This is a genomic window from Serratia sp. CY81684 (assembly GCF_052166595.1).
Lineage (GTDB): Bacteria > Pseudomonadota > Gammaproteobacteria > Enterobacterales > Enterobacteriaceae > Serratia > Serratia nematodiphila.
In genome coordinates this window covers 1,376,011-1,389,988 of the sequence record NZ_JBJNOO010000003.1, presented here as the reverse complement: position 1 = coordinate 1,389,988, position 13,978 = coordinate 1,376,011, and the positions used below count along the sequence as shown (strand labels likewise).

Sequence of the window (13,978 nt, the reverse complement as noted above, 5' to 3'; positions counted from 1 at the left end):
CCTTCTCAGCGGCAAATCTTGTCGCGGCGCGGCTTTTTCGGCGCCAGCAGATAATCCACCACGCTTTCGTCAACGCAGCTGTCGATGCCGTTCAGCACCAGCGTATGCCCGTCGCGTTCGCGGGTGATCAGCGGGCTTTTAAAGGCGGCGGCCATCACCTGGGCATTGCGGTACGGCGTGGTTGGATCGTAGCGCTGGGCGACGAACAGCAGCGGCGGCAGCGCGGCGGACGCCACCGGGGGGTGCGGCCGATCTTTGCCGCGGTACGGCCACAGATCGCACATTTCCAGCGGGTATTCGTGCAGCGGCAGATAGTGGGCATACAAAGCGGCGGTATTGATCTCCTGCCGCTGCCGGCGCAACTGCTGCGGATCGGCCGTCGGGTTGGCGACGTCGGCGCAGGTGATGACGTTCAGGGCGTCATCGGCATCCGGCGAATAGCTTTCGTCAATCAGATCGGAAACCTGCTGCCCGGCGATGCCGGCATCGAGCTGGCGCAGCACGGTGGCCAGCTCATGCCAGCGCTCCGGCCACAATAACAGCGAACGCGTGACCGTCAGCACGTCGTCGGCGGAGATTTCATAGCCCGCTGCGGTGACGAACGGCTGCTCGTGCAGCTTGCGCAGCAAGGCGTGATAGCGCTGCAGTGCCTGATTGGCGCCGCCGCCCAGCTGACAGCTGTCGGTTTTACCGCAGTAGGCGGCGAAGCGCAGGAAGCTTTGCTGGAAACCCCGTTCCTGGTTTAGCCGCTGGGTGAAATCGTCCTCCGCCAGATCCACCACCCCGTCCAGCACCAGCGCGCGCGTTTTCTTCGGAAAACGCTCGGCATACAGCGCCGCCACCTTGGTGCCGTAAGAGTACGCCACCGCCGTCAGCCCTGGCTCGCCCAGCGCGTGGCGGATCGCATTCAGATCGTTGACCGCTTCGTCGGTGCCGATATGTTGCAGCACGTCCGCGCCGGTCTGTTTGATGCAGGCGGCAATCAGGGCGCGCGTCTGGTTCTCCGCGCCGGCCACGTCGTTGTCGTCCGGTTCAGGGAGTTCGTCACCTTCGGCCAGCTGGCAGGAGATTTTCGGCGTCGATTGGCCGACGCCGCGCGGATCGTAACCGATGATGTCGTAGGATTTACGCAGCCTGGCGACGTGGGCGTCGTTGCCTAAATAGGGGTTGATGCCCGGCAGGCCCGGCCCGCCGCTGATCGTCACCACGCTGCCCTTTTTCGGCCCGGTGGCGGGCAGCAGGGTCAGCGCCAGGCGCACGGTCTGTTCGCCCGCCTGCGCCGCATGAGCGGGCGGCGTGGCGTACGCCAGCGGCACCTCGAGATAGCCGCAGCGCAGCCCCGGCGGCGGCGCCTCATCGAACCAGCGCTGAAAGCCGCTGTTGAGACAAGATTGCCAACGAATGCCGTTTCCGGCCGCCGCCCCGTGGAGCGCAGGCTTAGCCTGAGCGGGCAACGCGGCGGCAGTCGCGGCGAGCAGCGCCAGAATACGCAGTACTGACATGGGGAGTCCTTTCAACTCAACGAATCGGTCAAAGGTTAACGGTACCCGGTTAAACCGCTAGCCAATAGAACACAAAAAGCCGCGCGGGTGAAGCCGCCACCGCGCGCCCGGCAAGACTTTTCTCTGCTCGGATTGCTCTTATAACGCACAGAATGCTGCAAAAAACGTCGTTTGCCTGCTAGGCTTAGAGTTCATTATCCCACAAGGAACAGGAGAGCAGCATGTTTGGAAAAGCGGAAGACAAAGCCAATGAAGCCGCAGGCGCGGTAGAAGAAGCGTTCGGCAAAGCCGTTGATTCGCCGGAGCATCAGGTGCGCGGCGCGGCGCGCAAATACGCCTCCCAGGCCAGCTATGCCGCCCGAGACGCCGCGGACAGCGTAAGAACGCAGGTGGAAGCCAACCCGCTGGCCGGCGTGGCCGTTGCGGCGGCGGTCGGCATCGTTTTCGGCTTCCTGCTGGGACGCAAATAAGCGGCGAACGCGCCGCTCGACAACAGGCCCGTTACGGGCCTTTTTTTCGCCTGCCTGCAAACTTTCATCTATCACAGCCATCGCTTAAAAAAACCAACGCCTTCAACTACGATTAGTTTGTGACCAGAGCAAGGCTCTGCGATCCGGCGGATAACCCTATGAGGATTATCACCATTATCCATGCTGTTTAAGCCGCTCTCCTTCACGCGGCTAAGAAAGGTTGATTATGGCTCGCACCACCCCTATCGAACGTTACCGCAATATCGGCATCTCCGCGCATATCGATGCCGGCAAGACCACCACCACCGAGCGGATTCTGTTTTACACCGGGGTCAGCCACAAGCTGGGTGAAGTGCATGACGGCGCGGCGACCATGGACTGGATGGCGCAGGAACAGGAGCGCGGCATCACCATCACCTCGGCGGCCACCACCTGCTTCTGGAACGGCATGCAGCATAACTATCCGCAGCACCGCATCAATATCATCGACACCCCCGGGCACGTCGATTTCACCATTGAAGTGGAACGTTCGATGCGCGTGCTGGACGGCGCCGTGATGGTTTATGACTCGGTGGGCGGCGTGCAGCCGCAGTCGGAAACCGTCTGGCGCCAGGCCAACAAGTACAAGGTGCCGCGGCTGGCGTTCGTCAACAAGATGGACCGCATCGGCGCGGATTTTTTCCGCGTGCGCAAAATGATGATCGAGCGCCTGAAAGCCAACCCGGTGCCGATCGTTATCCCTATCGGCGCCGAAGATCACTTCAGCGGCGTGGTGGATCTGGTGCGGATGAAGGCCATTCTGTGGGACGAAGCCTCGCAGGGCATGAACTTCAGCTTCGAAGAGATCCCGGCAGAGCTGCGCGAATCGGCGCAGGAGTGGCGTGAAAACATGATTGAGGCCGCCGCCGAAGCCTCGGAAGAACTGATGGAGAAATACCTCAACCAGGTGCCGCTGAGCGAAGAGGAGATCGTCCATGGGCTGCGGGTGCGCACCGTCGCCGGTGAAATCCAACCGATGCTGTGCGGATCGGCGTTCCGCAACAAAGGGGTGCAGCGCATGCTGGACGCGGTGATCGAGCTGATGCCCTCGCCGCTCGATGTGCCACCGATGGAAGGCCACGGCGAACACGATGAAATCATCACCCGCAAAGCCGACGACAACGAAAAGTTCTCGGCGCTGGCGTTCAAGCTGATGACCGATCCGTTCGTCGGCCAGCTGACCTTCGTGCGCGTCTACTCCGGGGTACTGGCCAAAGGCAGCAGCGTTTACAACCCGATCAAAGGCAAAAAGGAGCGCATCGGCCGGATCGTGCAAATGCACGCCAACGATCGTAAGGACATCGACGAGCTGCACGCCGGCGACATCGCCGCCTGCGTTGGCCTGAAGGACGTCACCACTGGCGATACGCTGTGCGATCCCGGCGCCATCATCACGCTGGAGCGCATGACCTTCCCCGAGCCGGTGATCGCCCAGGCGATCGAGCCGAAAACCAAGGGCGACCAGGAGAAAATGGGCATCGCGCTGCAGCGCCTCTCTTCGGAAGATCCGTCGTTCTGGGTGCGCACCGATGAAGAATCCGGCCAGACCATTATCTACGGCATGGGCGAGCTGCACCTGGAGATTATCGTCGATCGCATGCGCCGTGAATTCGGGGTGGAGACCACCACCGGCAAGCCGCAGGTGTCGTACCGCGAAACCATCCGCAAACGGGTGGCCGACGTGGAAGGCAAGTTCGTGCGCCAGTCCGGCGGTAAAGGGCAATACGGCCACGTGGTGCTGACCGTCGAGCCGAACGAACCCGGCAAAGGCTTCGAGTTCTTCGATGAAATCAAGGGCGGCGTCATTCCCGGCGAGTTTATCCCGGCGGTGAAAAAAGGCGTGCTCGAGGCGCTGAACAACGGCGTGCTGGCCGGTTATCAGGTAGTGGACGTCAAGGTGCACCTGACCTTCGGTTCTTACCATGACGTCGACTCGTCGGAACAGGCGTTCCGCATGGCGGCGATCTTCGGCTTCAAGGAAGCCTGCCGTCTGGCGGATCCGGTGATCCTGGAGCCCATCATGTCGGTGGAGGTGGAAACGCCGGAGGATTACGCCGGCAACGTGATGGGCGACCTCTCCTCACGCCGCGGTCTGGTGCAGGGCATGGAAGAGATCCCGGGTGGCGGCGGCAAGGAAATACGCGCCAAGGTGCCGCTGTCCGAGATGTTCGGCTACTCAACCACCCTGCGTTCGATGTCGCAGGGCCGCGCCACCTACACCATGGAATTCAGCCACTACGCCGAAGCGCCGCGCAACGTGGCCGAAGAGATCATTCACCACAGCAAGCGTTAACCCTCGCGCCCGCCGCTGCGGCGGGCGTCACCTCGGCTTGTCCTCCAACGCCACCACCACCGGCTGCGGCTTGATGCGCATGGCGTACACCACGCCGGCGATCAAACAGACGATGCCGGCCAGCGTCAGCAACGGCGGCCAGGCCTGGCGCAGCAGAAAGGTATACGCCAACCCCGCCAGAATTTCGAACACGATGAGCGGCCCCACCAACACCGTCGGCAGTCGCTGGCTGGCTTCGTTCCAGCACAGCGCCCCCAGCCAGGAGCAGAACACGCCGATGATCAGCATCAGCGGAATAAACACCTCGGGGCGCGGGCCGAACGGCAAGGCGAACGCCGGCTCGCTCAGCGCCAGCTGGCCGCAGACCGCCAGATAGCCCAGCAGCGCCAGCGGCAGCGTCACCAGCCCCTGCGCCGTGGCCCAGGTGGCCGGCCGCTGCGTCGGATTCTCCCGCAGCCAGCGTGAATTGCGCAGAGGGAACCAGGTCCAGCACGCCACCGCCAACACGGCCAGCCCAAGACCGCTGAGATAGCGCCAGCCGTCGATCGATACCGCATTGCCGCGCAGCTCGGCGACGTTCACGCACACCAATCCACAGACGATCAGCAGCAGCGCCGGCGCCAGCTTGCCCCAGGCCAGGCGCCCGTCGTGCCGGCCGTAAAACAGGTTGGCGCAAATGGCGATCACCACCGGCAAGGTGCCGATGATCATGGTCGAGACCGGTGCGCCGGTGCGCTGAATGGCGCTGGCCAAACACAGGTAGTACAGCAGATTGCCGATGGCAGTCAGCTTGAGCGCTTCCAGCCAATCCTGACGCCGCAGCTTGCGCAGACGGCGACGATCAAACCAAGCCAGCGGCAAGGTAATCAGCCCAAAGGCCAGATAGCGCCCGGTGGACTGCAGCGCGGCGGGATAGTCCGGTACCAGCAGCGGGCCGACGAAAATCAGTCCCCACATCAGCCCGGCGGCCAGGGCAAACACAACGCCAATGAACATAACGACTCCGACAAACGGCCGGCGCGGCCAACCCGCCCGACAAGACAGCGGCAGAGTAGCGAAAACGCGGGGAGGAATTATTGTAGCAGGTTGCTGTTTTAGCCCAATTTCACCTGTTTCTGGAAACGCACCGGCGTGACGCCGTAACGATTAGCGAACGCGCGCGTCAGGTGCGCCTGATCGGTCAGCCCCGCCGCCGCCGCCACCTGTGCGGCGGGTATGCCGCGCTCCAGCATGCGTTTAGCCTGCGACAGCCGGATCGCCATCAGCATCTGCTGCGGCGAGACGTGATATTCGGCCTTGAACTTGCGCTGGAAATGGTACGGGCTGAGCGAGACCAGATCGGCCAGTTGGTGGAGGCTTATGGCCTCGGCATAATTATCGTGCAGGTAGCTTTTCACCACCTCGAAACTGTGCGCCGCCTCGGCTTTCTCTCGTTGCCCGGTGCGGATATGCGGTTGCAGCAACTCGACGGCCTCCAGCAGCAGGCCGTCGAGCGTAAGCGGATCCTCGGTTTGCCACAGCATGGCGAGAATGGCGGACAGGCGCTGCGCCGCCCGCGGATCGTGACGCACCGCCTCGGTAAACCACTGGCTCCGATCGCCGGACAGCTGCTCCAGCGCCTCGGGCGCCAGATAGAGCATGCGATAACACCAACCGCCCGGCGTTTCGGCTTCGCCGGTATGCAGCTCGTCAGGATTCATCAATACCAGCGCGCCCGGCGCCGCCAGGTGCTGCGCCCCGCGATAGCGAAAACGCTCCGCCCCGGTATCCACGGTGCCGATGGCGAAGGCGTCGTGGGTATGCGGCTCGAAGGCATAACGTTCGATATGCGCCTGATAGAGTTCGACGCCGGGCAGATGCGGCAAATGCCGGAACTGCGCGCAATCCTTCTCGAACGGAAACTGTTGTGGAACCCCTTGCACCCGACCTCCTCATCCGTGCTGACAATCTGCTCAGCATAGCCAAAACATCGCCGATTGAGTAGCCGCCCTGGTCCTTTCGTGCCCCTCGCCTGGACGATCGCCGCCATTCGGCGTAGGGTTAAGGTCCCTGTCCCATTCAGGCGCGCCGCATCGCAAAACTCAGCGGCCCCTGACCACTCCGTAAACAAGAGGCAACAATGTATCCGGATACTCAACTGTATATCGATGGACAATGGCGCAACGCGCTGGCCGGGAAAACCCTGCCTGTCACCAACCCCGCCAGCGACGAGGTCATCGGTCAGGTGGCGCACGCCGCCACAGAGGATCTCGATCTGGCGCTGGCCGCCACCGAGCGCGGATTTAACCTCTGGCGCAACACCGCCGCACACCAGCGTGCCAACCTGATGCGCAAAGCCGCTGCACTGCTGCGCGAACGCGCCGACGCCATCGCCGCCATCATGACGCAGGAACAGGGCAAACCGGTGGCGCAGGCCAAGATTGAAATTCTCAACGCCGCCGACGTTATCGACTGGTTCGCCGGCGAAGCCACCCGCACCTACGGGCAGATCATTCCGTCCCGCGCCCGCGACGTGCAGCAGCAAACCCTGAAACTGCCGGTCGGCCCGGTGGCCGCCTTCACGCCGTGGAACTTCCCGATTAACCAGATCGTGCGCAAGCTGTCCGCCGCGCTGGCGGCGGGTTGTTCCATCATCGTCAAAGGTCCGGAAGAAACCCCGGCCTCACCGGCAGAGCTGATCAAAGCCTTCGCCGACGCCGGTATCCCAGCCGGGGTGATCGCACTGGTGTACGGCACCCCGGCGGAAATCTCGGAATACCTGATCCCGCATCCGACCATTCGCAAGATCTCCTTCACCGGCTCCACCCGCGTGGGCAAACATCTGGCGGCGCTGGCCGGCCAGCATATGAAAAAGGCCACCATGGAGCTGGGCGGCCACGCGCCGGTGCTGATCTTTGACGACGCCGATCTCGACGCGGCAGCCAAAGAGCTGGCGCAGTCGAAGTTCCGCAACGCCGGCCAGGTCTGTATCGCCCCGACCCGCTTCCTGATCCAGCAAGGCGTTTACGAGGCCTTCGTGGAGAAATTCACCGCCGCGGTGCGTGAGCTCAAGCTCGGCAACGGGCTGGAAGACGGCGTGACGATGGGCCCGATGGTGCTGGGCCGCAGCGTCGACAATATCGAGGCGCTGGTGCAGGACGCTATCGCCCACGGAGCGAAGGCCAGCACCGGCGGCAAACGCGTGGCGGGCAAAGGCAACTTCTTCGAGCCGACGGTGCTGCGCGACGTGCCGCTGAGCGCGCGCGCCATGTCGGAAGAGCCGTTTGGCCCGGTCGCCCTGCTGCGCCCGTTCGCCACCTACGACGAGGCGATCGCCGAAGCCAACCGCCTGCCGTACGGGCTGGCCGCCTACGCCTACAGCCGTAACATCGCCACCGTCAATGCGCTGGGGCGCGACGTGGAGAGCGGCATGCTGAGCATCAACCACATCGGTTTCGGCCTGCCGGAAACGCCATTTGGCGGCGTGAAAGACTCCGGTCACGGCACCGAAGGCGGCAGCGAAGCGATCGAATCCTATCTGGAAACCCGCTTCGTCACCGTCGCCGGCCGTTAATCGCGTGTCTGATGAATAGCCAAACGCCCCGCAATGCGGGGCTTTTTTTTTACTCGCCGGCCAGCTCGAACAGCCGTCGCGCCGCCGGGGTCAGCCCCAGCATGTGTATGCAGGCATGCACCATGCCCGGCAACCGTTCGCAGCGTACCGCCACGCCCGCCTCGCGCAGCCGCTGCGCATACTCCTCGGCCTCATCGCGCAGCGGATCATATTCGCAGCTCAGAATGGTGGCCGGCGGTAACCCGCGCAGCGTGGCGGCGTGCAGCGGTTCGCCGTAGGGTTCGCGCCGCTGAGCCAGATACTGCTGCCAACAAAATACCATCGCGTCGCGCGTCAGAAAGTGCCCCTCGGCAAACTCGCGATAGCTCCTCGTCGCCATTTCGCGGCTGAGCGCCGGATACAGCAGCAGCTGACGCTCGATATGCGGGCCGCCGCGATCCCGCGCCAGCAGCGCGACCGCCGCCGCCAGATTGCCCCCGGCGCTGTCGCCCCCCACTGCCAAGCGCTGCGCGTCGATCCCCAACTGCGGCGCCTGTTGCACCACCCAGCAGAGCGCCTGATAGACATCTTCCAGCGGCTGCGGAAACGGATACTCTGGCGCCAGACGATAGTCGACCGACAGGATCACCCGGCCGGTTGCGTTAGCCAGCGCCTGGCAGGGCTGGTCATACAGCGACAGCGAACCGAGGCACCAGCCGCCGCCGTGGGCGAACAGCATCGCCGGTTGTGCGGCAGCGCGCCTTTCCCCCGCCGGTAGATAAGCGCGCAGCGCAATCCGGTGCCCATCGGCGGCGATCACCGTATAGTCCCTGACGCCGCCGCTCGGTGCCGCTTCGCCCTGCAGCAAGCGCAAACCGGTTTCCGTGGCCGTGCGCATTTCCGCCAGCGACGCGGGTGGCAGTGCGTCGACCGATGCCGTCAAAAAGGCGGCGATGCGTTCATCAAGCGGCATGTTGTTCTCCCGCCAGGAACGGCGTAATCAGTGCGATAAACGCCTCATGACACTCCTCGGTGATGAAATGGCCGCAGCCGGCGACCGTTTCGCCCCGCAGATCGCGCGCATTGCCCTGCAGCGTCGTCAGCGGCGCGTCGCCGGTGGCGTGTTCCGCCCCCACGGTCAGCACCGGCATCGTCAATGGCGTGGCGGCGCGCACTCGGTTCTGGCGAACGGTCTCCGGGATCGCCCGGTAATAGTCGAATCCGGCGCGCAGGCCGCCCGGCGCCGAATAGGCGGCGATATAGACCTCAGCCGCCACCCGATCGCGCCGATAAGACCAGCGGTTGAAGATATAGCCAAGATACTCCCGCTCGCGCCCCTGGGTCAGGGTCTCCGGCAAATCCGCCAACTGGTTGAACATGAAATGCCACAGGAAGATGTTCTCCTCCGGCGCGACGAAAATCGGCGGCGGCGGCGCCAGACCGGGGATCACCGCCTCCGTCAGCACCAGGCGCTCCACCGCCTGCGGGAAATCGCTCGCCATGGCGTAACCGACCCACATGCCGATGTCGTGGCCGACCAGTTGGTAACGTTCGTGGCCCAGTTGCGCCATCATCGCGTGCAACGCCGCACCGATGCTGCCGGTGTCGTAACCGCCGACAGGCTTGTCCGAATCGCCGATGCCCGGCGGATCGACGGCGATCGCCTGAAAACCGGCCGCCGCCAAGGCGCGCATCACATGGCGCCAGGTGTACCAGGTTTGCGGCCAGCCGGGGATCAGCAACACCGGCCGCCCTTCACCGGCTATCACGCAGTGGATACGTTGGCCATTGACCTGGGTATAGACGTGTTCCGCCCCGAGATCCTGCAACAGGATCTCGTTCTCTTGTTGTTTCATGGGGTTAACTCCCTGTGGGATCAGGCTCAGCGAATGCCGAGCAACGCATTGATCTGCTGTGGGTTGACCGGCGCACCGGCGAAGTCATCGAACACTTTGTCGGTGACATGGATGATGCGATCGCGAATGAAGGCCGCGCCTTCGCGCGCGCCGTCCTGCGGATTTTTCAGGCAGCATTCCCACTCCAGCGTCGCCCAGCCCGAATAGCCGTACTGCGTCAAACGGGAAAAAATGCCGTTGAAATCGACCTGACCGTCGCCCAGCGAGCGGAAGCGGCCGGCGCGATCGATCCATGACTGATAACCGCCGTAAATACCCTGGCGGCCGGTCGGATTGAACTCGGCGTCCTTAACGTGGAACATGCCGATAACCTCTTTATAGATATCGATAAACTCCAGATAGTTGAGCTGCTGCAGCACCATATGGCTCGGATCGAACAGCACCCGGCAGCGCGGATGGTGGCCGACGCGTTCCAGAAACATCTCGTAGGTCACGCCGTCATGCAGATCTTCACTCGGGTGAATTTCGTAGCACAGGTTGATGCCCTGCTCGTCGCAGGCGTTGAGCACCGGCAGCCAGCGTTTGGCCAGCTCGTTGAACGCAGTGTCGATCAATCCTTCCGGCCGCTGCGGGAACGGGAACAGATAGGGCCAGGCCAGTGAGCCGGAAAAGGTGCCCAGCTCGCTGAGCCCGAGCCGCGCCGAGGCTTTTACCGCCAGCAGCATTTGCTGCCGCGCCCACTCGCCGCGCGCGTTGGCATCGCCGTGCAGCGCCGGCGGCGCGAAGCTGTCGCACAGCGCATCGTAAGCCGGGTGCACCGCCATCAGTTGGCCGAAAATATGGCTGGTCAGTTCGCTGACCACCAACCCATGCTCCGCCAACATACCGGTCAGATCGTCGCAGTAGGTTTGGCTTTGCGCAGCGGTGGCCACGTCGAATAAACGCCGATCCCAGGCCGGGATCTGCAACGCGCTAAAACCGGTCTGCGCCGCCCACTCGGCAATGGCGGGCAGGCTGTTGAACGGCGCTGTCTCATCGCTGAACTGCGCGAGATGCAGGCTTGGACCTTTGAGGGTTTTCATCGTAAACTCCTATTGGTTGTCGATTGACAAACAATAGGAGCAAAGCGCGGCGACCGCAAGCGAAATTTATAAAGGCATTGGTATTCCCGCCGATTTAAGCGATCCTATGTCGCTGAATGGCAGGTAAATTGGAGCAGCGAATGGCAGGCAGACCGCGCGAGTTCGATCGCGAACAGGCGCTCTTGAAGGCGCGAAACTTATTCTGGCGGCAGGGTTACGAAGGCACCTCGATGTCGGATCTGGTGGCGGAATTGGGTATTGCTTCCGCGCGCATCTACAAAGCGTTCGGCTCCAAAGAGCAGTTGTTCCGCGAGGCGATCGCCAGTTACGAAACCACGGAAGGCGGCTTTGCCGATCGCGCCTTCGCGCAGGAAAGCGGCATTCGCCCGGCGATCAAACGCCTGCTGGAAGATGCCGTGCGGCTCTATAGCCGGCCGGATCTGCCGCAGGGCTGCATGGTGGTCTCCTCCGCCGCCAGCGTCAGCGCAGAAAACGACGGGCTCAAAGCCTGGCTGGCAGAGCACCGGCTGCAGCGCACGCAGCAGATCGTCGAACGGCTGCGCCAGGCGGTGCAAACCGGCGAATTGCCGGCCGACACCGACGCCGACAGCCTGGGAGACTATTTCGCCGTCTTCCTGCACGGCCTGTCGATTCAGGCGCGTGACGGCGTCACCGAAGCGCGGTTATTGGCGGCGGTGAACGTGGCGCTCAGGGCCCTGGGCAACCGCGCCTAATCGATTCTTGAATGCGGTTCAAACTCAGGCGCGTTTTACCTATGGCTGTGAAGGAACCGCGTTTCTGACAAAATCTGCGACGTGAGGATTGGTATTTTCCGGCTTGTGAATCAGAGCAACCTGATACGGGATCTGTTCTCCACTAAGCCGACAAAAAGAAACGTTTGCCCAGCCGCTTTTTTGCATGAATTCAGGGACCAGACTGACTCCTAATCCCGAAGCAACAAGGCCGACTATCGTTTCCATCTGCACGGCTCGCTGAACAACCTCAGGAGCAAATCCTGCCTTTTCGCAGGCCTCAATGATAGCACGATAGAGACCTGGCCCTTCTTGCCCAGGAAACAATACCCACGGCTCCCTGGCCAGGGCAGAAAGCGAAAGAACGCCGCTTGTTCCGGCAGGATGTTTACTCGGCAAAACGGCAATCAGCGGGCAGCTAAAAAATGGATGGCAAGACAGTTTCGGTATGGCGTATTCAGGAACAGGTAAAACCGCAATGCCAATATCAAGCGTGTCTTCCAAAAGGCTCGCAACCTGTCGCGCCGTCGTCATTTCTTTCAGTTCAAGGACGACCTCCGGACAGGAAAAGTGAAAACGGGCGACTATTTCGGGAAGCAGATGTCTGACGGCGGAAGCGACAAAACCGATGCGCAAAGCCCCAGTCATTCCCTGGCCGGCGCGTCGTGTCAGTAACATCGACCTTTCCATCTGCATCAGCGTCGCAACCGCTTCCTTCTGCAACACTTTGCCTGCCGGGGTCAGTGCCGTTATACGATTGGTTCGTTCAAAAAGCCGGGTGCCCAACGCCTCTTCCATTTGACGGATCGCGTTTGTCAGCGGGGGTTGAGCCATATGCAAACGCTCAGCCGCTTTACGGATATTCATTGTTTCTGCAACCACAAGAAATTGACGGAGCTGACGCAGGGTGAGCATATCGCGATACCTTCAACGTATTAAGAAAGCCCCTCGATAGTATTAGACACACTAGCCAGGTAGCCTGAAGATGCTTCCTGTATATATTCGCGGAGCAGAAATAACAATGAACATACTCAGATCGTTGTCACTGACTTATCGAAACCTAAATACGTTGCTGGCCCTCCTTATCATGTCAGCGTCGTCAACGCTGGCTGCATCAAAAGAAAATGAAATCCCCACACCTGTAAGTCGAACAGACAGATACATTTTGCTTGCGGGCGGAGAGCAACTGCACGTCAGGGAAGTCAGCCTGAAATCTGAGGGCAAACCTGTACTGCTGATTCATGGCGCACGGGTTCCCGGCCTGGCCTCTTTTGATTTGCCCGTCAAGGGCGGCTCTTTGGCTGCAGATCTGGCATTAGCCGGCTTTCGGGTATATATCCTCGATCTGCGGGGATACGGGTTATCCAGCCGGCCGGCCGCGATGGATAGCCCCCCTGACCAGTCGACGCCGTTGATCCGCACTGCGGACGCCATAACCGATATCGATCGCGCCGTGCAGGCTATTCAGGCATGGAGTCGAGCGCCCCGCATTAATATCCTGGGATGGGCGACGGGAGGACACTGGGCTGGCGCTTATGCAACCCAATATCCACAGAATGTGGAACGGCTGGTGCTCTATAACACGCTTTATGGCGGAACCGCCCACCACCCGCTGCTGGGCCAGGGATCGCCGCTGGACGATCCTCAAAATCCCGGGCATTTCAACGCCGCCAAATTTGGCGGCTGGAGCCTCAACACGCGGGACAGTCTGTTTGTCGCCTGGGATAACAGCATTCCCGTGGCGGATAAAACACAGTGGCGTGATGAAACAGTGAAACGCGCTTACGGCGATGCCGCACTGGCATCGGACAACACCTCGCAGCGCAGAACGCCACACAGTTTCAGGGCGCCAACCGGTGCCATGGCAGACAGCTTTGAGCTGGCGACGGGCAGAAAACAGTGGTCGGCAACCGCCTTAACCACCGTTCCCGTGTTGGTTATTCGCTCAGAACGGGATTTTTGGAGCCGCCCTGAAGATATGGACGCCATCATGAAAGATGCCCCTTCAGCCGAAAAGCTGGTCATTCCTGAAGCGACACATTTTGTCCATCTCGATAGAGATAACGCCGGCAGACAACGCTTTCTCCAGGGCGTTGTCAGATTTCTGGCGCAGCCTCAGCCCAACGACGGCACTTGCTCCTCCGGCAAATCGACAATCACCAGCGTGCCTTCGCTGCCCGGCAACACGCGGTGCGGTACGCCGGCCGCGGCCTGATACAGCTGCCCGGCTCGCACTACCACTTCTTCCCCCGCCACCTGCAGCCGCAGGTGGCCGCTGATCACCAGCAACCCTTCGCTGTAATCATGCACTTCATCCGCAATGCTGCGCGCATCCATACGCAGCACTTTGATGTTGGCCGCACCGACGCGGCCCAGCACGGCGGAACGCCAGGCCTCGGGCAGTTCGGCCGCCTGCTGGTTTAAATCGAACAGCATCGTCATACCTTATCGC

13 protein-coding genes are annotated in these 13,978 nt (G+C 61.9%); 5 read left to right on the top strand and 8 right to left on the bottom strand.

Annotation, left to right across the window (positions count from 1 at the left end; translation table 11 throughout):
• Positions 1 to 5 precede the first annotated feature (5 nt).
• On the bottom strand, positions 6 to 1,502 hold the full coding sequence (locus ACJ8QF_RS14510) for an alpha/beta hydrolase (protein WP_442537616.1): 1,497 nt from the start codon (positions 1,500 to 1,502) through the stop codon (positions 6 to 8).
• 221 nt (positions 1,503 to 1,723) lie between these two features.
• On the opposite strand from ACJ8QF_RS14510, the gene ACJ8QF_RS14505 reads away from it, so the two are divergent.
• Positions 1,724 to 1,972 (top strand): glycine zipper domain-containing protein, encoded by a 249-nt coding sequence (locus tag ACJ8QF_RS14505; RefSeq protein ID WP_004938127.1) that lies wholly within the window; start codon positions 1,724 to 1,726, stop codon positions 1,970 to 1,972.
• A gap of 226 nt (positions 1,973 to 2,198) precedes the next feature.
• Positions 2,199 to 4,304 (top strand): elongation factor G, encoded by a 2,106-nt coding sequence (gene fusA / locus ACJ8QF_RS14500; RefSeq protein ID WP_442537615.1) that lies wholly within the window; start codon positions 2,199 to 2,201, stop codon positions 4,302 to 4,304.
• 27 nt (positions 4,305 to 4,331) lie between these two features.
• Here the strand turns inward: fusA and ACJ8QF_RS14495 are convergent, their stop codons facing one another.
• Both ACJ8QF_RS14495 and ACJ8QF_RS14490 read right to left on the bottom strand, forming a co-directional pair.
• Positions 4,332 to 5,300, bottom strand: a complete 969-nt coding sequence (locus tag ACJ8QF_RS14495) for a DMT family transporter (protein WP_346595253.1) — start codon at positions 5,298 to 5,300, stop codon at positions 4,332 to 4,334.
• A gap of 98 nt (positions 5,301 to 5,398) precedes the next feature.
• Positions 5,399 to 6,226 carry an AraC family transcriptional regulator gene (locus ACJ8QF_RS14490; RefSeq protein ID WP_442537614.1) on the bottom strand — a complete coding sequence of 276 codons (828 nt, stop codon included), beginning with the start codon at positions 6,224 to 6,226 and terminating at the stop codon, positions 5,399 to 5,401.
• Between the two features lie 197 nt (positions 6,227 to 6,423).
• Here ACJ8QF_RS14490 and ACJ8QF_RS14485 point away from each other — a divergent pair, with 197 nt between their 5' ends.
• On the top strand, positions 6,424 to 7,857 hold the full coding sequence (locus tag ACJ8QF_RS14485) for an NAD-dependent succinate-semialdehyde dehydrogenase (RefSeq protein WP_004938137.1): 1,434 nt from the start codon (positions 6,424 to 6,426) through the stop codon (positions 7,855 to 7,857).
• 49 nt (positions 7,858 to 7,906) lie between these two features.
• Here the strand turns inward: ACJ8QF_RS14485 and ACJ8QF_RS14480 are convergent, their stop codons facing one another.
• Genes ACJ8QF_RS14480 through ACJ8QF_RS14470 form a run of 3 tightly spaced genes read right to left on the bottom strand, consistent with a single transcriptional unit; the run spans position 7,907 to position 10,774 of the window.
• Complete coding sequence (locus ACJ8QF_RS14480) at positions 7,907 to 8,809, bottom strand: alpha/beta hydrolase (protein ID WP_442537613.1); 903 nt, start codon at positions 8,807 to 8,809, stop codon at positions 7,907 to 7,909.
• On the bottom strand, positions 8,799 to 9,692 hold the full coding sequence (locus tag ACJ8QF_RS14475) for an alpha/beta fold hydrolase (RefSeq protein WP_176325895.1): 894 nt from the start codon (positions 9,690 to 9,692) through the stop codon (positions 8,799 to 8,801). The genes ACJ8QF_RS14480 and ACJ8QF_RS14475 overlap by 11 nt, the downstream gene beginning before the upstream one ends.
• Before the next feature lie 26 nt (positions 9,693 to 9,718).
• A complete protein-coding gene (locus ACJ8QF_RS14470) occupies positions 9,719 to 10,774 on the bottom strand; it encodes a sugar phosphate isomerase/epimerase family protein (RefSeq protein WP_021503749.1) in 1,056 nt (351 codons plus the stop codon).
• A gap of 140 nt (positions 10,775 to 10,914) precedes the next feature.
• Here ACJ8QF_RS14470 and ACJ8QF_RS14465 point away from each other — a divergent pair, with 140 nt between their 5' ends.
• Positions 10,915 to 11,508 (top strand): TetR/AcrR family transcriptional regulator, encoded by a 594-nt coding sequence (locus ACJ8QF_RS14465; protein WP_442537612.1) that lies wholly within the window; start codon positions 10,915 to 10,917, stop codon positions 11,506 to 11,508.
• Between the two features lie 39 nt (positions 11,509 to 11,547).
• Here ACJ8QF_RS14465 and ACJ8QF_RS14460 read toward each other — a convergent pair whose 3' ends face one another.
• Positions 11,548 to 12,441: a LysR family transcriptional regulator gene (locus ACJ8QF_RS14460; RefSeq protein WP_004938156.1), complete on the bottom strand. Its 894-nt coding sequence runs from the start codon at positions 12,439 to 12,441 to the stop codon at positions 11,548 to 11,550.
• Positions 12,442 to 12,547: 106 nt separating this feature from the next.
• On the opposite strand from ACJ8QF_RS14460, the gene ACJ8QF_RS14455 reads away from it, so the two are divergent.
• Complete coding sequence (locus ACJ8QF_RS14455) at positions 12,548 to 13,741, top strand: alpha/beta fold hydrolase (RefSeq protein WP_442537611.1); 1,194 nt, start codon at positions 12,548 to 12,550, stop codon at positions 13,739 to 13,741.
• Here the strand turns inward: ACJ8QF_RS14455 and ACJ8QF_RS14450 are convergent.
• Positions 13,642 to 13,962: a cupin domain-containing protein gene (locus tag ACJ8QF_RS14450; RefSeq protein WP_004938161.1), complete on the bottom strand. Its 321-nt coding sequence runs from the start codon at positions 13,960 to 13,962 to the stop codon at positions 13,642 to 13,644. The two genes, ACJ8QF_RS14455 and ACJ8QF_RS14450, sit on opposite strands and share 100 nt — an antisense overlap.
• Between the last annotated feature and the right edge of the window lie 16 nt (positions 13,963 to 13,978).